This is a genomic window from Psychroserpens sp., assembly GCF_047633235.1.
Lineage (GTDB): Bacteria > Bacteroidota > Bacteroidia > Flavobacteriales > Flavobacteriaceae > Psychroserpens.
In genome coordinates this window covers 33438-53021 of sequence record NZ_JBLIET010000015.1, presented here as the reverse complement: position 1 = coordinate 53021, position 19584 = coordinate 33438, and the positions used below count along the sequence as shown (strand labels likewise).

Here is a 19584-nt window from a genome sequence, read left to right as displayed (position 1 = left end):
AAAAAGACAAATAAATTTTAAATAATTTATTTGTCTTTTTTTTTTATCTAAAATTAAATTTATTAAAAAGATAACTCATTGCTAATTAATTTTTATATTACCAGCCTTTAATGCTTATTTGAGCATTAAAAGTCCCAAATTGTTTGAACCTAAACACATTTTGTTATTGGCATATGTAATCAAAACAAAATTTGATGATAGCACAACAAACACGTCCTAGTTTATTAGTATTAGTAGTTTGTTTCATTGTTCAACAGTCATTCTGCCAAGAACAAATTGAGACTCCAGAACTTAAAACAGAATTTTATAATTTAAGAGGTACTAATGCTTTTGATGTTGCCTTGGGAACATCTGTTATAAATGGAGATTTAGTAGATCCTCAATTTGAAATTTATAGTCATTTCGGATATAAAAGATATTTAACACCTCACTTGGCCTTAGATTTTGGATATCATAAATTTAATTTGGCTTATATTGATCAGTATAATGAAGGGTTTATGTCATTTGATATAAACATAGAGTTATTACTTAGTCCTCATCAGAGATTCTCACCATTTATTTTTATGGGAGCAGGTTATAATGCTTCTAATCACTTTAAAGAAACGGCTAACAAATTACAAGGTGGAGCAGGTTTAGAGTGTGTCGTATCAAATCAGTTTGCAGTGAAATTATATACAGATTATAATTATGTAGGAAGTGATACACTCGATGGTTTAGAGGCTGGAGATGGAGATGATACGTACTTTAGAATTGCATTTGGAGTTAATTTTTATTTTGGAGGAGCAGATGTCAAAGCAAAACGTGCTAAAGGTAATGCTACAGTGATTGAAACAAATTCCTTAACTGATGATAAAAATAGACCTAAATTGTAGTTAACAATTCTTATTTTTGTTGCTCAACATAAACCTATGAGCCAAGATATTAGCAAACGCTACGCACAACGAGGAGTTTCTGCTTCAAAAGAAGACGTGCATAATGCCATTAAGAATATAGATAAAGGCTTGTTTCCTAAAGCGTTTTGTAAGATTGTTCCAGATTATTTAACTAATGATGATGACTATTGCTTGATTATGCATGCGGATGGGGCAGGAACAAAAAGTGCATTGGCTTATATGTATTGGAAAGAAACTGGTGATATTTCTGTCTGGAAAGGTATTGCTCAAGATGCACTCATCATGAATATCGATGATTTACTATGTGTAGGAGCAACAGATAACATCATGTTATCTTCGACTATAGGTCGCAACAAAAACGTAATTACGGGAGACGTTCTTTCGGCAATTATAAACGGGACAGAAGAACTCATAAAAGATTTAAAAACGTTTGGCGTGACTATTCATTCCACTGGAGGTGAAACCGCAGATGTTGGTGATTTAGTGCGCACTATTATAGTGGACTCTACAGTAACAGCTCGTATGAAACGAAGCGATGTTATTGATAATGCCAATATAAAACCGGGTGATGTTATTGTTGGGCTAGAGAGTTTTGGTCAAGCAACTTATGAAACGGAGTATAATGGTGGTATGGGAAGTAACGGTTTGACTTCTGCTCGCCACGATGTGTTCCATAATTATTTAGCTGAAAAATATCCAGAAAGTTTTGATGCCGCTGTTCCAAAAGATTTAGTGTACTCTGGGCAAACCAAATTAACAGACGCAGTTGAAAACTCACCTATTGATGCAGGTAAACTTGTATTGTCACCAACAAGAACTTATGCGCCAATTATAAAAGCGATACTCTCTAAGTTTTCTTCGGAAAATTTACATGGCATGATACATTGTTCTGGTGGAGCACAAACTAAGATTCTTCATTTTATTGACAATTTACATATTGTGAAAGATAATATGTTTGATGTGCCTCCTCTTTTTAAATTAATCCAAGAGCAATCTAACACAGATTGGAAAGAGATGTATCAGGTGTTTAACTGTGGTCATCGTATGGAACTCTATGTGACTCCTGAAATTGCTGATGCAGTTATTAAGATTTCTAAATCATTTCATGTAGATGCCAAGATTATTGGTCGCGTAAATCCTTCCGAAGAGAAAAAACTTACGATTAAAAGTGTTTATGGAGTATTTGAATATTAATTCACAATCAATTTTATGCTAAAACCTTTTTTTAAGATGAAAAGAGCATCATTAATCCTGATTGTTATTTCAATTCAATTTTTAAATGCGCAAACCAATTCTGTAGCAACAGATAATCCCTTGTGCAAATGGATTCAAACTAATAAAGTTGGGCTTGGCATAAGTGAGGTTACTTTTGTGAATTGAAATGCTGGTGGTAGTAATTCAATTTCGGCATTAATTAATGTGGTCTCTGTTTTAAATTATAGTGGCCTTTATTATCAATGGAGACCTTCTGCTCGATTACGTTATGGGATCAATAAGCAGCAAAGTCAAAGGTTTCGAAAAACTGAAGATGAGTTAGAGCTTATTTCAACCTTTAGATTTAGACAAGATACAATCACGAATTGGTATTTTTCTGGACGCTTTAATTTTAAAATACAACTTACAGACGGTTATAACTATCCAAATCGTGATAATCAGATTTCGAGATTAATGGCTCCTGGTTATGCTTTTTTTGGAGGAGGAGTAGAGTATGGTAAAAACCTTGATAAATTTTCTCTTTATTTTTCTCCTTTAACTTTTAAAGCCACATTTGTATTAGATGAGGATCTTTCAAATGCTCGAGCTTTTGGAGTAAAACCTGCGGTTTTTGATGACAATGGAAATATGATTAAAAGTGGTGAGCGGGTTCGAAGAGAAATGGGAATTTTATTTGCTAATGCTTATGAAACTATCGTTTTTGAGAATATTAATTTGCAACATCAATTAAGTTTGTACACAGATTATCTCGATCATTTTGGAAATATAGATGTAGATTTTGAAATTATTTTTGATTTTAAGGTCAATCAATATGTCAAGGCTACTTTAGGTTAGTATTTGAGATATGATGACAATATTAAAATACGGGTAGCAACAAATACAGAAGATGAATTTGAAGAACGAGGTCCAAAAGTACAATGGAAACAAATGCTAGGTGTTGGTGTTATTGTAGATTTTTACTTTAAATAAATCCTTTTATCAGCACTAAAAAGGTGCTAGTAATAGCGGAGTCAATTAAGAAAATCACTGTAAAAAATTTAATATTAGAGACACCGCTAATTCTATAAAAACGCAACCGCTGTCTAACCTTTCTATCACTAATCATAAACCATAACACAAATATCATAAACAACTTTATTGATAATGCTAATATGAGCTCAGGGTTTATAATTGTTACAGCAAAAGTGACAATAAATGACCAAAACGCCATAGATTTATAATAGTTGAGAATAGATAAGACTTGCTTTTGCATACGAGCATAACGTTAAATTTATAGAGATTATTTTTCATGATAGTAACAAATTATTCACTATTAAAAATCCATAAATTATCGTATTTTTGAATCACAATTTTTAAAAGAAGATGTTAGAGAAATTACAAATAGTAAAACAGCGTTTTGACGAGGTGAGTGATTTGATCATTCAGCCAGACATTATAACAAATCAAAAGCGTTATGTTGCCCTAAATAAAGAATATAAGGACTTACGCATGTTAATGGATAAGCGTGAAGAATATATAGAGCTTACAGATAACTTGAAGGAAGCTGAAGAAATCATTTCTATTAGTAGTGATCCAGAAATGATCGAAATGGCAAAAATGCAATACGACGAAGCTAAAGAGGGGATTCCAAAATTGGATGATGCCATTAGAGTTATGCTAATCCCTAAAGATCCTGAAGATTCTAAAAATGCAGTAGTCGAATTACGCGCAGGAACTGGTGGAGATGAAGCCAGTATTTTTGCAGGTGATTTGTATAGAATGTATACAAAATATTGTGAAAGTAGAGGCTGGAAAGTTGATACTGTAGATTATAGTGAAGGAACGAATGGTGGCTTTAAAGAGATCCAATTTGAAGTTACTGGTGATGATGTTTATGGAATTTTAAAATTTGAAGCAGGTGTGCATCGTGTTCAACGCGTGCCGCAAACAGAAACTCAAGGACGCGTGCATACCAGTGCTGCGACATGTATGGTGTTTCCTGAAGCTGAAGAATTTGACGTAGAAATCAATCCAAAGGATGTGCGTATTGACTTCTTCTGTTCGTCTGGTCCAGGAGGACAGTCGGTAAATACGACGTATTCGGCAGTTCGATTAACGCATGAACCTACTGGATTAGTAGCACAATGTCAAGACCAAAAGTCACAACATAAAAATAAAGAGAAAGCGTTTAAAGTACTACGTTCTCGTTTGTATGAAATGGAATTGGCAAAAAAGAATGCTGCTGACGCTGAGAAACGTGGTTCTATGGTAAGTTCTGGAGATAGAAGTGCTAAGATTAGAACCTATAATTATTCACAAGGGCGAGTTACAGATCATAGAATTGGATTGACACTTTATGATTTGCAGAATATCATGAATGGTGATATTCAAAAAATACTCGATGAACTCATGCTAGCAGAAAATACTGAAAAGTTGAAAGCTAGTGACGAACATATATAACATTTAGAGCCTCTTAAACCGGAGGCTTTTTTAATATGACAACACAACAACTTACACAGCAAATCAAAAAAAAGAACTCCTTTCTATGTATAGGGTTAGATGTTGATTTAAATAAAATTCCAAAGCATTTATTAAGCGAAGAAGATCCCGTTTTTGCGTTTAATAAAGCTATTATTGATGCTACACATCAGCTTTGTGTTGCCTATAAGCCTAACACTGCTTTTTACGAGGCCTACGGACTCAAAGGATGGAAAGCATTAGAGAAAACCATTAACTATCTTAATGAAAATTATCCTGATATTTTTACCATTGCAGATGCTAAACGCGGAGATATTGGAAATACAAGTACCATGTATGCGAAAGCTTTTTTTGAGGATTTAGCTTTTGATAGTGTGACGGTCGCGCCTTATATGGGTAAAGACTCTGTAGAGCCGTTCTTGGCATTTGAGAATAAGTACACCATAATGCTAGCGTTGACATCAAATGAAGGAGCTTTTGATTTTCAAACTAAAATAGTTGAAGGCAAAGAACTTTATAAACACGTTCTAGAGACGTCTAAATCTTGGAAGAATTCTATAAATCTAATGTATGTCGTTGGTGCTACTAAAGCAGAGTATCTAGCAGATATTAGAACTATCGTTCCTGATAGTTTTTTGTTGGTTCCTGGAGTAGGTGCACAAGGCGGTAATCTACAAGACGTTTGTAAATATGGTATGAATGATAACGTTGGTTTATTAATAAACTCTTCGAGAGGTATTATTTATGCGTCTCAAAGTGAGGATTTTGCTGAGGCTGCATTTCAAAAAGCCAAAGAACTTCAAGAGCAGATGGAAACGATACTTAATTCGTAATGGTAGTTATGAATAGAAAGGAAGTAACGATATCATTATGAAATACCAAGATCAACTTAAACGAACTCTAGAGTTTGAGAATACACCAACACGTATTGTGTCCTTAGTACCTTCGCAAACTGAATTACTTGTTGATTTAGGTTTGGAATCTTTAATTGTGGGTGTGACAAAATTTTGTATTCATCCTGCTTCTCTTCGGAAAAATAAAACCGTTGTTGGTGGTACAAAACAAGTTCATTTTGATAAAATAAAAAATTTAAATCCAGATATAATTCTCTGCAATAAAGAAGAAAATACTAAGGAGATGATCCTAGAGTTAGAGAAAATCGCTTCAGTTCATATTAGTGATATTTATAACTTAGATGACGCGTTAAAACTTATTGATTTGTATGGAAAATTATTTTCGGTAGAAAAAAAATCAGAAGCCCTTGTCTCTAGTTTAGAGAATAAATATAAAGACTTTCGTCACTATATAAAAGATCAAGAAAAACTTAAAGTGGCTTATTTTATTTGGAAGAATCCGTGGATGGTTGCAGCAAATACAACGTTTATTGATGCCATGCTTAGACTAAATAGTTTTGATAATTATTTTGGGAATTTGGAACGTTATCCAGAAGTGGATTTAAATACTATTAAAGAAGATCTCGATGTGATACTGCTATCGAGTGAACCGTACCCATTTAAAAGTGCCGACATTAAGGAGTTAAGATCTCGATTTTTACGTACTAAAATTGTACTAGTAGATGGTGAATTCTTCTCTTGGTATGGATCGAGGTTAGATTATGCTTTTGCTTATTTTAAAACACTACATCAAGATCTTTCCGATTAGTATGTTTTAAATTTAAGATCTGTAGTTTTTGTTTTTTAGCTTCATAACATAAAATGTCACTCAACCCTATATCTGTGTGCTCAATATTAGAAGATTCTTCAGGAAAGCGAACATCTCTATCCTGTGAATGTTTTAAACTAAAAATTGTTTTATTGTTGAATCTTGTTTGGCCAACTTTACATAAATATGAAATTAATTTTGTTGTGACTTGCTTAAATTGCTGTTGAGATATTTGAGTTTATTTAGTTTATGAAGTAGTTTAATAGCCTTGAACTCTGAGATATCACTAAGCGCAGAATCGGTTTGACGAAAGTTATAGGCTTGTTCAATGAGGCGTTTATAACGAGAGAGTAATTTACTTTGATGATCGAGAATGTTACTAGTTGATTTCATGACCGTGATACTTTTTACTCTTAAAAGTATTTAAAATATTGTAATTGAGCAACTAAACTTTAAAATATTGATAAAAAAAAGTCAACCTGAGACAAGGTCGACTTTTAAACTAACTGTTCTAATTCAAATAAATTATGAGATAATTTATTCTTTGCTAACTGGTGCAAAGGTGTATCTTATTTCTTTATTTGATGTTACCTTAATATTAGGAGTATATTAAAAGTAGTTTAATACTTGTGCGATACATTACTAATCTTGCAAAGCAAATACTTTTTTTAGAAGATCTGTACTTCGAGAAGACACGTTAGTTCTTATCTTTTTTTCTTCAATAGCAATCATAGTATACACACCTTTTAAAGCTTCTCCCGTAACATAATCTGTAAGATTCGTATTTACATTATTAGTAAATGGTATTGCATTATATGTGTTAATTAGGTTTGCCCAAATTTTATCAGCGCCAACTTTTTCGAAAGAACTATTAATTACGGGTTGAAATTTATTGTATAAATCCGTTTGTGTTTTGCTAGTTAAATAATTTGTCGCTGCTTTGTCATTACCTAATAAGATGTTTTTAGCATCATCAAACGTCATACCTTTAACGGCGTTAACAAAAATCGGCTTTGCCTCTTTAACAGCCTCTTCCGCAGCTCTGTTGAGTATTTTTAAGCCTTCATCTGCTAGTTTTCCCAGCCCTATGTCTCTTAGGCCTTTATCTACTTTTCGTAACTCTTCGGGTAATACAATCTTAACTAATTCATTTGTAAAGAAGCCATCTTTTTGAGTCAATTTGGTAACTTGTTTATCAATACCTAGATCTAATGCTTGACGTAATCCTGAAGCAATGTCTGTATTACTCAAAACACTTCCACCTCCTTGTGGTAAATTATTGACAACTTCTTGTAACTCGACACAAGCTGTTAAATTAAATAAAAGGGCAAAAATGAAAAGTTTACGTATCATAATGTTATAATTTTTGGCATGTGGTAAAGATAGATATTTTACTTTTTAATCTCAGATTTAAAGGTGTTTTGTAGTTATTTACGATCCTAGATATTATGAGAAACTTTAATTGTATTTTTTAATTCTTTTCAATGATGAAAGGTTTATGCTGCTCTACAATTTTAAGATGAAACTATCTCTTAAAGAATTCGAATTCATGAGTCACATATTTTGAAAATTCCGTAAATTTGTATCCATAAAACCTCATAATTTTACGAATGAAGCAAGTCGCAGCATATAAGCCAAAGTATAAAGTTAGAATAGTAACCGCAGCAGCATTATTTGACGGTCACGATGCATCCATAAATATTATGCGTCGCATTATACAATCTACGGGTGTTGAGGTGATTCATTTAGGTCATGATAGAAGCGTTGATGAAGTTGTAAATACTGCAATCCAAGAAGATGTTAATGCGATTTGCTTAACGTCGTACCAAGGCGGGCATAATGAGTATTTTAAATATATGCATGACCTTTTAGAAGAAAGAGGCGCAGGTCATATTAAAATCTTTGGAGGAGGAGGTGGTGTTATTTTACCTTCGGAAATCAAAGAACTCATGGATTATGGCATTGAAAGAATCTACTCGCCAGACGACGGAAGAGAAATGGGGCTCCAAGGAATGATTAATGATTTGGTCGAAAAAGCTGATTTTGCCATTGGAGACTCATTAAATGGTGAGATGGATATGCTTCCGAAGAAAAATTCAAGAGCTATTGCACGCGTCATTTCGTCTGCAGAAAATTTCCCAGAGGTAGCCAAAGCAACTTTAGACAAAATACATATAAAAAATAAAGACTCTAAAACACCGGTTTTAGGAATCACAGGAACTGGAGGTTCCGGTAAATCTAGTTTAGTTGATGAGCTCGTACGTCGCTTTTTAGTTGATTTCCCTAAAAAAACAATAGGTATTGTTTCTGTTGATCCTTCAAAACGTAAAACAGGTGGTGCGCTTTTAGGAGATCGTATTCGTATGAATGCTATTAATTCTCCAAGAGTATATATGCGTAGTTTGGCAACACGCCAGTCTAATTTAGCACTGTCTAAATATGTTAATGAAGCGGTTGAGGTTTTGAAAGCTGCAGAATTTGACCTCATTATATTAGAGACCTCAGGAATCGGACAATCAGATACCGAAATTATAGAACACTCAAACGTATCCTTGTATGTGATGACTCCAGAATTTGGAGCAGCAACCCAACTCGAAAAAATCGATATGCTTGATTTTGCAGACTTGGTAGCCATCAATAAATTTGATAAACGAGGATCTTTAGATGCTTTACGTGATGTGAAAAAGCAGTATATGCGTAATAATAATCTTTGGGATGTACATCAAGACGATTTACCAGTTTATGGTACAATCGCTTCGCAATTTAATGATCCAGGAATGAATACGCTTTACAAAGCCATTATGGATAAGTTGGTTGAAAAAACAGATACAGACCTAAACTCGACGTTTCAAATTTCTAACGAGATGAGCGAGAAGATATTTGTGATTCCTCCTGCAAGAATACGTTACTTATCTGAAATTGCTGAGAGTAATCGCGCTTATGATAAAACAGCAAAGGAACAAGTTGAAGTCGCTCAAAGACTCTTTGGGATTTATAAAACGATTCAATCTGTTGTTGGGAATGCTCCAGAATTAGATAAATCAGGTATTAATGATGAAATCTTAAAACAAGCTAATGCTGATAATACCGATTTCGCAAAACTCCTTATTGCAGAATTTGACCGCGTAAAATTGAACCTAGATCCTTACAATTGGGAAGTCATTACGGGTTGGGATGAGAAAGTAAATAAATATAAAAACCCAATCTACACCTTTAAGGTGAGAGACAAGGAAATAAAGATTGAAACGCATACAGAGTCACTATCTCATTCACAGATTCCAAAAGTAGCGTTGCCTAAGTATGAAGCTTGGGGAGATATTTTACGTTGGACGTTGCAAGAAAATGTTCCAGGTGAATTTCCATTTACTTCAGGATTGTATCCGTTCAAAAGAACAGGTGAAGATCCAGCAAGAATGTTTGCAGGAGAAGGTGGTCCAGAACGTACCAACCGTCGTTTTCATTATGTGAGTATGGGATTGCCAGCTAAGCGTTTGTCTACAGCTTTTGATAGTGTGACACTCTACGGAAATGATCCAGATCACAGACCAGATATCTACGGTAAGATTGGTAATGCAGGTGTTTCTATATGTTGTTTGGATGATGCTAAAAAAGTGTATTCTGGTTTTGATTTAGCAGATGTTATGACCTCTGTGAGTATGACCATTAATGGTCCAGCTCCAATGTTGTTAGGGTTCTTTATGAACGCTGCAATTGATCAGCAATGTGAAATATATATTAAAGAAAATGGCTTAGAAAAAGAAGTTGAAGCTAAAATAGTTGCTATTTATAAAGGGACAGAGCGCCCGCAATATAATGGGCAATTACCTGAAGGGAATAACGGATTAGGGTTAATGCTACTCGGTGTTACTGGTGACCAAGTTTTACCAATTGATGTTTATACAGACATCAAAGCCAAAACAATTGCTCAAGTTAGAGGAACGGTTCAAGCAGATATTTTAAAAGAAGATCAAGCACAAAACACCTGTATTTTCTCAACGGAATTTGCGCTGCGCTTAATGGGTGATGTGCAAGAATATTTCATCGAAAATAATGTACGTAACTTCTATTCGGTATCTATTTCTGGATATCATATTGCAGAGGCTGGAGCAAATCCAATTTCGCAATTAGCGTTTACATTATCTAATGGATTTACATATGTAGAGTACTACTTATCAAGAGGGATGGATATCAATAAATTTGGTCCAAACCTATCCTTCTTTTTCTCAAACGGAATCGATCCAGAATATGCTGTGATTGGACGTGTAGCAAGAAAAATTTGGTCTAAAGCATTAAAGAATAAATATGGTGCAAACTCACGAGCACAAATGTTGAAATACCATATTCAAACCTCTGGTCGTAGTTTACATGCGCAAGAGATTGATTTTAATGATATTCGCACAACACTTCAAGCCTTGTATGCCATTTATGATAACTGTAACTCTTTGCATACAAATGCCTATGATGAAGCGATTACGACACCAACCGAAGAGTCGGTTCGTCGTGCAATGGCAATACAGTTGATTATCAACAAAGAATTGGGTTTGAATAAAAATGAAAATCCAATTCAAGGCTCTTTTATTATTGAAGAATTAACCGATTTAGTAGAGGAAGCAGTCTTATTAGAATTTGACCGTATTACAGAGCGTGGTGGTGTTTTAGGTGCTATGGAAACTATGTACCAACGTAGTAAAATTCAAGAAGAGAGTTTGTATTATGAGACTTTAAAACATAATGGGGAGTTCCCAATTATTGGTGTGAATACCTTTTTAAGTAGTACAGGCTCACCAACAGTTTTACCTGCAGAAGTGATTCGTGCTACCGAAGAAGAAAAACAATTTCAAATCAAGACCTTAGAGAATCTTCATAAAGCACATGACACAAAACAATTACTGAAAGATTTACAGCATAGAGCGATTAGTAATGAGAATATTTTTGAAGCCTTGATGGATGTTTGTAAAGTATGTTCGTTGGGTGAGATTACGAATTCGTTATTTGAAGTCGGAGGTCAGTATCGCAGGAATATGTAAGCAGCAAACCAATTTTATGTTTATAAAATTGATTGAGGCCCTTATCCCGAATTTGGATTGGGATCTTAAAATAAGATAAAGCACATATCCCAAACGCTGTTTGGGATATGTTTTTAATAAAATATGTTCAAAACACAATTCAAAGTACAAGCCAAATGGTCATCTAAAAATGCTTTAGATGTTTCGATTAATGGAAAAACACATCAGGTGTTTATAGATGATAAATCACCATTGACGGTTTCCGCAGCTAAAGCCTTTAAAGGTGATGAAACTAAATATAATCCAGAAGATTTGTTATTGTCTGCACTAGCATCATGCCATATGATGTCTTACTTCTATGTGTGCGCTCAAAACGGAATCGAGCTTATAGATTATAAAGATGAAGCTGTTGGTGTTTTAGAATTGAAAGCAGATGGAAGTGGGGCATTTACTTCTGTTGTGTTGAATCCAGTAGTAACAATTTCAAAAAGCGAAATGATTGATAAAGCGGTAAGTCTTCACAAAGAAGCCCATAGATTATGTTTTATTGCTAATTCTTGCAATTTTATAATCACGCACAACGCCGTAGTGAAAGTTACAAGTGATAAATAATTTACAAAGTCATCATCCAACTGCGTTGTAAGCGCTTAAATTTCTTTAATTCGTTTTGAAGAATAGGTAAATAGTCTTTTCCATTACTATTACAATGCTGTAAACGATTACAGTTTAAATGTAAACGATGTGTCAATCGTTCAAGAGCATCTAAATGTTTGTGTTTTTTATAAGAACAAAGTTCAGCTTGAGCCTTTTCAATTTCAGGAGCCAAAGATTCGGATTGTTGAATAATATCTCCCGAAAAATAAATATCAGAATCCTCAGAGCCATCATGTCTTAAGTATGATAAATCTTGGCTAATATATGTAGAGATATTTCTCGATAATACAAGAATATCTATAGCCTTTTGATATATGGGCAGTTCAGAAAGATGAGATGGGATATTGTAATTCATTTTTTTTTCTAGCAATTGTATCAAAGTTACTGACAAGTTTCGAGAGTATGCTTTAGGTTTTAAGGCAAATATGTATATTTGATTTAATTATTAACGTAGATTCAAAAATCACTTTAAATGTTTATAGATAATCTCAATTGGAAAATTTTAAAATGCTTACAGTTAAATGCAAGACAATCTAATGCAGAAATTGGTCGTCAAGTTGGTATCAGTTCTCCAGCAGTTTCAGAACGGATTAAGAAAATGGAAGATGCTAGTGTCATTCAAAGTTATAATACGTTGGTGTCTCCTTTTGAAGTGGGCTATCAATTAAAGGCACTTATCACAGTTAGAGCATTTATGGGAATGCTGAAACCTTTTCTCGAAAAAGTAAAGACCTATGATGAGGTTATAAATTGCTATCGCATCACAGGTAATGAAAACATTGTAATGGAAGTGGTTTTAAAAAACCAAAAGCATTTAGAATTATTTATTGATCAGTTGATCGTTTATGGAGAAACGAAGACACAAATTGTATTGTCGCATGTCATTAAGCATAATGAGGTGAAACCTTTGAAATAAGTTTATTCTTCTATTATAATATGAGGAACTTCTTCTAGGTCCCAATCAATAACCAATCCGCTAGCCAAACTTTGAGCAATCTCTTTTCCGTAGAGAAATTTACAGAGATATAATGCAGCTTCAAATGATGTAGCACCTCCAGCCGATGTGATATATTTTCCAGCATGTACAAATAATACCTCTTTTCTAATATCGAGATCTGGAAAACGTCCACGCATGGTATCAATATCACTAGGGAATGTGGTTGATACTGTATCGTCAGGCAGTCCAGCTTTAGCCAAAACGAGAGCGCCATCACAGTGAGATGTTATAAATTATGCGTTTTTGGCAACACGCTTAACAAAAGCAGTCATAGCTTTATCATCTAAATCTGTCTCCAAATAATGTTCAGCACTTGGCACAACTAAAATATCAATTTTTGGAAGTTTGTCTAGGGTGTAATTATAGTCTGGAAGAATACGTATCCCTTCAAAAGTCATAATAGGATCATCTGTATTTGCGATAGTAAATACATTCATTGGTTTTATACTATCTCGAAAAAAGTATGTTAAAAAATGTCAAAAGGAGCGGTTAATTCTGTATTAAAAATACCATCCATAATTAAAAAACTTACGTTATATCGGTTACTTTCTAATTTTGGAAACTGCTTTTCTACTGTGGTAATTATTTTTTCTTCGGAAATATCTTTTGGGGTATTACAGCTATAAATTAAAAAAATAAAAATAAAAAGAATTTGTGTAGGTCTCATATTAGTAAAATAGCTATAAGTTTTTGTAAATTTAGTCAATCAAAATTTTAAATGTAAATGAAGACTCTTTTTAAATTCTTGCTCCTATTTGTATTTGTTCTAACGTCTTGTAATAAGGCCAACAAAGACGCTACTGAAATTGTGAAAACCGAAGTAGAAGATACTTACGTTAAAGATAATTATAACAAACAAGAGGTGACTATTGAAATGCGTGATGGTATAAAACTTCACACGACCATTTATTCACCAAAAGATGAAAGTCAGACCTATCCTATTTTAATGATGAGAACACCATATAGTTCTCAACCTTATGGTGACAACGAGTTTAAGACGAAAATTGGTCCTAATGTTCATTTAATGAAAGAAGGGAATATTGTTGTGTATCAAGATGTACGAGGTCGTTGGATGAGTGAAGGTGTCTATGATAATATGCGTGCATATATCCCAAATAAAACAGAGGACTCTCAGATTGATGAGGCATCAGACACTTATGATACGATTGACTGGCTGGTAAATAACGTAGAAAATAATAATGGGAATGTTGGTACTTGGGGGATTTCATATCCTGGTTTTTATGCTACATATTCTACTATAGACGCACACCCAGCTTTAAAAGCAGCATCGCCTCAAGCGTGTATTGGAGATTTCTTTTTTGACGATTTTCATCATAATGGTGCTTTTTTATTAAGTTATTTTAGAGCAGTATCTTTATTTGGTACGACAAAAGATAAACCTACAGATTCTGCTTGGTATAAGTTTCCAGAAATGAAAACACAAGATCAATATCAATTTTTTCTTGATGCTGGACCTTTAAGTAATTTGAACAAGTATTTCCAATATGACACACCAGACGACACATCTGTATCCAAGTCTGATAGAATAGATGATGTGTTTTGGAAAGAAATTGTAGAGCATCCAAACTACGATACGATATGGAAATCTAAAGGTTTAATTCAAAACCTAAAAGATATTAAGCCCAGTGTAGCGACAATGATTGTGGGAGGGTTATTTGATGCCGAAGATTTATATGGACCATTTGAAACTTATAAAACGATAGAAAAATATAATCCTGATAATTATAATACTATGGTTTTTGGGCCTTGGGATCATGGTCGTTGGGCTAGGAGTGACGTTAAAAATTATGTTGGAAATTATTTCTTCGGAGATTCTATATCTCTAAAATTTCAACGTGATGTTGAAACGAAGTTTTTTAATCATTTTTTAAAAGGAAAAGGCGACAAGAACTCAGGGTTACCAGAAGCATATGTATTTGATTCTGGTAAAAAGGAATGGAGTAGCTTTGACAGCTGGCCTCCAAAGCAAGCAGAAAAACAAGCCATGTATCTTAATGCCAACCAAGAGCTATCAGATTCAAAAAAAGGGAATACTAGTGAGACATTTATAAGTGATTTAAAACGTCCTGTCCCTTATTCCGAAGATATTAAAACAGTTTTCACACCACGAAAATACATGACAGACGATCAGCGTTTTGCAGCACGACGTCCTGATGTTCTTATATTTGAGACCGATATTCTTGAGGAAGATATAACCCTAGCTGGTGATATTTTAGCGCAGCTTAATGTGTCAACTACAGGGACAGATGCAGATTGGATTGTCAAAATAGTAGATGTTCATCCAGCAGATGCTGAGGAGCAAAAAGAAGGTATGCAGGACCATTTATCAATGAGTAATTATCATTTGATGGTGAGGAGTGAAGTGATGCGCGGTCGTTTTAGAAATAGTTTTGAAAACCCAGAGCCATTTGTACCAAACCAACCAACAGATGTCAATATCAAGTTGCAAGATGTACATCATACATTTAAAAAAGGTCACAAATTACAAGTGCAAGTTCAGAGTACGTGGTTTCCACTTATTGATTTGAACCCGCAAACATTTGTGCCTAATATTTATAAAGCAAAAGAAAGCGATTTTAAAACCCAAACACATTCGGTTTTTAACGATTCTAAAATTGAGTTTACGGTTTTGAAATAAGAGTAGATGACTAAATTTGCCAAGGTAGATTTAGTCTTTCTTTTCCTGCGGAAAATAGAATGATATACATTGTAATTCCTTCTTTTAAAGGTTTTGTAAAAGCGTTTCAAGGTTATTATCTTCAAAATAAATAGAAACGCTATCACTTTTTGGTAAGGTATTTACCTAATGGGTTGAGACGGTTACATTGCCGTCAGAACATTTAAATCGCAGAGATCAAGGAGGAGTCACTATAATCGATTTAGCCCTAGGTATTTATGAAACTATAGTGTTTTTTTATACCTAAAGGACGGATGATAATTCATTGTAATTCATTATTTTTTTTCATATAATATTTCAGGAAAATCAATAGCATAACACAAGCTATTGCTAAAATTGAAATGATATACCAGGTCGAATTAAAGCCGAGGTAACTAATGAGTTGCATTCCTGCATTATGTCCAAAAACATGAGCCACAGAGAATGCCATAACGTACATTGCCATATATTCACCTTGATTTCCTCGTTTAGATCTTTCTAGAGCATAAGAGTTTGAAAACGGAAATGTTATCATCTCTCCAATAGTCATAAATAGCATACCAATTATTAAGATGCCTAACCAATTTGTTAAGGTTAGAATAATAAAACTAATACCTACAAGTATGGCTCCAAATAGCATCAATCCAGTTTTTGTATATGTACTGTTTTCTAACCATTTTATTAAAGGCATTTCTAATAAAAAAATGATAAGACCATTTAAACCCAATAGTAGTCCAATTTCAAATTCGGTCAATGCATACACCTCTTTATAATATAATGGCATAGTAGAGAAATACTGTAGAAATATAATTCCGAAGAGAAGCATCGCAACAAAAAATATCCAGAAAGATTTATCCTTGTAGACAGACTTCGGATTTCCTACTCTAAACGTATCTAATGGTTTAGAAACTCTTGGGTTTAAAACTTTTATTAATAGAATTGTTGCAAGAATACATGTAATACCATCGATCCAAAATAGGCCACCATACCCTATGGTTGTGATTATTAATCCTCCAACAGCAGGTCCAGCCGAAAAGCCTAAGTTAATGGCTAAACGAATAAGTGTTACAGAACGTGTTTTATTCTCTGGCTTGCTATAAGCGCTCATTGCCACAAACATTGCTGGTCTAAAAGTATCTGCGACTGCCATTACCAAAAATATCCCGATACATATAGACGTAAAAGTATTTAGAAATTGCAGTGCTATAAAAAGAAGACCAGTTAAGAGCAAACTCCTAACCATGACTTTATAAAAGCCAATTTTATCTGTTAATTTGCCTCCAACCCAGGTTCCAATGACAGAGCCTAAACCAAAAGCAGACATTATCCAGCCCACATTACTGGCTGTAAATTTTAAATTTTCAGTGAGATATAAAGACAAGAATGGAATCACCATTGTACCTGCTCTATTTATTAAAGTGATGAGAGCCAACCACCAAACTTCTTTAGAGAGACCTCTAAAAGTGTTTATATAGTTTAAGTATAGCGTTTTCATTTTGGTAATTGTATAAATGCAAAAAGTCCGACGTTTACGTCGGACTTCTTATGATTGGTTGGTTAAATAATTATATCACCATAACACATAGCAAGTCCGACTTTTAAAATAAAAGGTCTGTCTTTGTTTATATGAAATGACGCAGTTTTTCATTTTTTTGTAATCATTTAGCGGAGTAAATCTATAAAAAATATCCTTAAGTTGTATTTTTGAAATCGAAAACTATCAAAAATGAAATATTTAGTCCTGTTATTTTTATTTGTATCTACTATAAGTTGTGCGCAAAAGAAAACACCAATTGCTGGTGAAACTGATTTTCAAAGAGAGATTAATTCAGAGTATAAAGATGCTACAAAATCACCACTAAAAAATAAAGATAGAAAGGATTTTAAAGGTTTAGACTTTTTTAAGTTTGATTCAATATTCGTTGTAAAAGCTAAATTGAAAAGAACACCAGACTCTAATTGGTTTAAAATGCAAACCACAACAAGTCGTGTATCTGATGAACGAGTTTATGGAGTCCTGTCTTTTGAATTAAAAGGTCAAACTTTTCAATTAAATGTATATCAAGGTAAAGAATTGATGAAAGACGACGCTTTTAAAGATTATTTGTTTTTACCATTTTTGGATAACTCTAATGGTGGCGATAGTTATGGAGGTGGACGTTATATTGATTTGAGAATTCCTTCAGACAATGAACTAGATATAGACTTTAATACAGCTTATAATCCGTATTGTGCTTATAATGAAAAGTATTCTTGCCCAATTGTTCCCAGAGTAAATTATTTGGATTTAGAGGTTAGGGCTGGAGTCAAGGTTTTTCTTAAATAAGTTTTTAGTAGCTGAATTTTGAGCATGGTTTCTTTTGATTGGTAATCAGTGATCATTGGTGAAATTTGTGTCTGGTTAGTTTTTATTCTCAGTATCAGTTTTTAATAAACCATTTAAGTTACAATACCTTTACCCTAATGTTAAAACTTACCTTATGAATAAAGATTATTTCAACTGCATACTGAGACTGCTACTGTATACTTCTTTTATTTAGTAAGATATATTCCAGAGAAGACCGCAAGAAACCCCAACACAAAACTAGCTATCGTATAAATCGCAAATGACGTAAAGTCGCCCGATTTTAAAAGTACATGATTTTCATATGCAAAAGTGGAAAACGTTGTAAATCCACCACAAAACCCAGTGGCCAATAATAGTGTTTGGTTAGATGATAGCGTGTCATTTTTCGCTGCAAAGCCCAAAATTAGTCCAATCAAAAGGCTTCCTATGATGTTTGCTGCAAATGTTCCGTAGGGAATTCCGTTTTGAGAATTATTTAAAAATTTTCCAAGAGCAAACCTAAGCATGCTTCCAAAACCACCACCAACAAATACGAGTACTAATTGTTTCATTTGTTATCTATTCTACGGCTAAATAAATTTCGGTAATCCAATTTGCTGGATTCGGAGTCGATTTAGAGTCTGTTACATAAGATTCTAAAACTGGCCCTGTTAAAGGTTCCTTTAAGCCATTGTCTTTTATGTAAGCCATGGCTTTGTTCCAAGCTTGTTTAGAATTTATATAATCTCCTTTAAGAACTGTTTTAACCGCTTTAAAAGGCTCTAATTGTCCTGTTAAAATATTGGGATCAGATGTTTCTATTTTAGAGGTTGTTGGAACGCAGCATGAAAACATAACCGTATTATTATCTGTATCCCATTTATGATAAAGTATAAATGGTTTTCCTGCCATTGTAATATTATTTGATAGGGCATAACCACCAACCATAGGCATCATTTCTTGTTTTTTCTGTTCTAAATCTTCTATTCTGCTAGAGGCTGTATTGTACAAATAAAACCCCCCTCCATGTTGTGTTACACCTTCTATAGTAATACTGTATTTTTTCATGTCTGCTTGGACAATGCTATCTAGTTTATAAAGACCTCTTTCAAAATCTGGTCCTGTAGTTTCTTCGATAGAACCCATAAATACAGTATATAATTTCGTCATGAAGTCTTGTTTTCCATTCATACTCCAAGTTACTTTTGTACCCTCTTCTAAAGGCTCAAACGTCCAATTTATATTTGAATTGGATTCAAACGGTTCTATAAATTCAATCTGTTGAACTATTGAGTTATTATTGAGCACATCAGTAGTTTTCATGCTGCCAATACCTAATGTCTCACCGTCCCAACTATAGCCTGCATCTACACCAGAAGTTTTATCATTATAGGTTAGAACAGCCTCAGTATCTTGTTCGATCCAAGGGGAAAATCTTGGCCACTCTTTAAAGTCATTAACTACGTTATAAACAACAGGTGTTGGAGCTTTCATGATTTTACTTCTTTTAAAGGTGAAATCATTAGGCTGAACAGCAATATATATAGCGAAACCAATAAATAGAATGACTAATAGAAAGAGGATATATTTAAGTGCTTTCATTGCAAATTTCGATGTTATATTAATATGGTAATCAAAGATAATCAAATTTAAGTCATGTTAAATAACTAGGCATAAATGTTTACATTTGTGAGACA

19 protein-coding genes and 2 pseudogenes are annotated in these 19584 nt (G+C 33.7%); 13 read left to right on the top strand and 8 right to left on the bottom strand.

Annotation, left to right across the window (positions count from 1 at the left end; translation table 11 throughout):
* Positions 1-194 precede the first annotated feature (194 nt).
* From ACJAZK_RS06835 to ACJAZK_RS06815, 5 genes and pseudogenes are all read left to right on the top strand, one after another.
* On the top strand, positions 195-872 hold the full coding sequence (locus tag ACJAZK_RS06835) for a Curli production assembly/transport component CsgG (RefSeq protein ID WP_415223249.1): 678 nt from the start codon (positions 195-197) through the stop codon (positions 870-872).
* A 36-nt stretch (positions 873-908) separates the two neighbouring features.
* On the top strand, positions 909-2087 hold the full coding sequence (locus ACJAZK_RS06830; protein WP_415223248.1) for an AIR synthase related protein: 1179 nt from the start codon (positions 909-911) through the stop codon (positions 2085-2087).
* Positions 2088-2123: 36 nt separating this feature from the next.
* Complete coding sequence (locus tag ACJAZK_RS06825) at positions 2124-2273, top strand: hypothetical protein (RefSeq protein ID WP_415223247.1); 150 nt, start codon at positions 2124-2126, stop codon at positions 2271-2273.
* A 15-nt stretch (positions 2274-2288) separates the two neighbouring features.
* A pseudogene (locus ACJAZK_RS06820) lies at positions 2289-2942 on the top strand (DUF3078 domain-containing protein); the annotation flags it as partial.
* A 3-nt stretch (positions 2943-2945) separates the two neighbouring features.
* A complete protein-coding gene (locus tag ACJAZK_RS06815; RefSeq protein ID WP_415223246.1) occupies positions 2946-3077 on the top strand; it encodes a hypothetical protein in 132 nt (43 codons plus the stop codon).
* Here the strand turns inward: ACJAZK_RS06815 and ACJAZK_RS06810 are convergent.
* Entirely contained in the window at positions 3070-3360 is a 291-nt protein-coding gene (locus ACJAZK_RS06810; RefSeq protein ID WP_415223245.1) for a hypothetical protein, read from the bottom strand. The genes ACJAZK_RS06815 and ACJAZK_RS06810 overlap by 8 nt on opposite strands.
* Before the next feature lie 110 nt (positions 3361-3470).
* Between ACJAZK_RS06810 and prfA the strand changes: the two genes are divergently transcribed.
* From prfA to ACJAZK_RS06795, 3 genes are read left to right on the top strand one after another with little or no spacing between them, the layout of a single operon-like run.
* Positions 3471-4547 (top strand): peptide chain release factor 1, encoded by a 1077-nt coding sequence (prfA, locus tag ACJAZK_RS06805; RefSeq protein ID WP_415223244.1) that lies wholly within the window; start codon positions 3471-3473, stop codon positions 4545-4547.
* Between the two features lie 35 nt (positions 4548-4582).
* Complete coding sequence (gene pyrF / locus ACJAZK_RS06800; RefSeq protein WP_415223243.1) at positions 4583-5398, top strand: orotidine-5'-phosphate decarboxylase; 816 nt, start codon at positions 4583-4585, stop codon at positions 5396-5398.
* A gap of 37 nt (positions 5399-5435) precedes the next feature.
* Positions 5436-6227, top strand: coding sequence for an ABC transporter substrate-binding protein (locus ACJAZK_RS06795; protein ID WP_415223242.1), 792 nt, complete (start codon positions 5436-5438; stop codon positions 6225-6227).
* Positions 6228-6419: 192 nt separating this feature from the next.
* Here ACJAZK_RS06795 and ACJAZK_RS06790 read toward each other — a convergent pair whose 3' ends face one another.
* Both ACJAZK_RS06790 and ACJAZK_RS06785 read right to left on the bottom strand, forming a co-directional pair.
* A complete protein-coding gene (locus ACJAZK_RS06790; RefSeq protein ID WP_415223241.1) occupies positions 6420-6620 on the bottom strand; it encodes a Lacal_2735 family protein in 201 nt (66 codons plus the stop codon).
* Positions 6621-6869: 249 nt separating this feature from the next.
* Entirely contained in the window at positions 6870-7580 is a 711-nt protein-coding gene (locus tag ACJAZK_RS06785; RefSeq protein ID WP_415223240.1) for a DUF4197 domain-containing protein, read from the bottom strand.
* Between the two features lie 257 nt (positions 7581-7837).
* On the opposite strand from ACJAZK_RS06785, the gene ACJAZK_RS06780 reads away from it, so the two are divergent.
* Positions 7838-11254, top strand: a complete 3417-nt coding sequence (locus tag ACJAZK_RS06780) for a methylmalonyl-CoA mutase family protein (protein WP_415223239.1) — start codon at positions 7838-7840, stop codon at positions 11252-11254.
* Positions 11255-11377: 123 nt separating this feature from the next.
* Entirely contained in the window at positions 11378-11845 is a 468-nt protein-coding gene (locus tag ACJAZK_RS06775) for an OsmC family protein (RefSeq protein ID WP_415223238.1), read from the top strand.
* 1 nt (position 11846) lies between these two features.
* Here ACJAZK_RS06775 and ACJAZK_RS06770 read toward each other — a convergent pair whose 3' ends face one another.
* Entirely contained in the window at positions 11847-12242 is a 396-nt protein-coding gene (locus ACJAZK_RS06770; RefSeq protein WP_415223237.1) for a hypothetical protein, read from the bottom strand.
* A 117-nt stretch (positions 12243-12359) separates the two neighbouring features.
* Here ACJAZK_RS06770 and ACJAZK_RS06765 point away from each other — a divergent pair, with 117 nt between their 5' ends.
* Entirely contained in the window at positions 12360-12803 is a 444-nt protein-coding gene (locus ACJAZK_RS06765) for an Lrp/AsnC family transcriptional regulator (RefSeq protein ID WP_415223236.1), read from the top strand.
* A 2-nt stretch (positions 12804-12805) separates the two neighbouring features.
* On the opposite strand, the pseudogene ACJAZK_RS06760 reads toward ACJAZK_RS06765, so the two are convergent.
* A pseudogene (locus tag ACJAZK_RS06760) lies at positions 12806-13551 on the bottom strand (DJ-1/PfpI family protein).
* A gap of 57 nt (positions 13552-13608) precedes the next feature.
* On the opposite strand from ACJAZK_RS06760, the gene ACJAZK_RS06755 reads away from it, so the two are divergent.
* On the top strand, positions 13609-15543 hold the full coding sequence (locus tag ACJAZK_RS06755; protein WP_415223235.1) for a CocE/NonD family hydrolase: 1935 nt from the start codon (positions 13609-13611) through the stop codon (positions 15541-15543).
* 301 nt (positions 15544-15844) lie between these two features.
* Here the strand turns inward: ACJAZK_RS06755 and ACJAZK_RS06750 are convergent, their stop codons facing one another.
* A complete protein-coding gene (locus ACJAZK_RS06750) occupies positions 15845-17056 on the bottom strand; it encodes an MFS transporter (RefSeq protein ID WP_415223234.1) in 1212 nt (403 codons plus the stop codon).
* Positions 17057-17287: 231 nt separating this feature from the next.
* On the opposite strand from ACJAZK_RS06750, the gene ACJAZK_RS06745 reads away from it, so the two are divergent.
* On the top strand, positions 17288-17887 hold the full coding sequence (locus tag ACJAZK_RS06745) for a DUF1684 domain-containing protein (RefSeq protein ID WP_415223233.1): 600 nt from the start codon (positions 17288-17290) through the stop codon (positions 17885-17887).
* Between the two features lie 206 nt (positions 17888-18093).
* Here the strand turns inward: ACJAZK_RS06745 and crcB are convergent, their stop codons facing one another.
* On the bottom strand, positions 18094-18459 hold the full coding sequence (gene crcB / locus ACJAZK_RS06740) for a fluoride efflux transporter CrcB (protein ID WP_415223232.1): 366 nt from the start codon (positions 18457-18459) through the stop codon (positions 18094-18096).
* Positions 18460-18466: 7 nt separating this feature from the next.
* Positions 18467-19489, bottom strand: a complete 1023-nt coding sequence (locus tag ACJAZK_RS06735; protein WP_415223231.1) for an SRPBCC family protein — start codon at positions 19487-19489, stop codon at positions 18467-18469.
* Positions 19490-19584 lie beyond the last annotated feature (95 nt).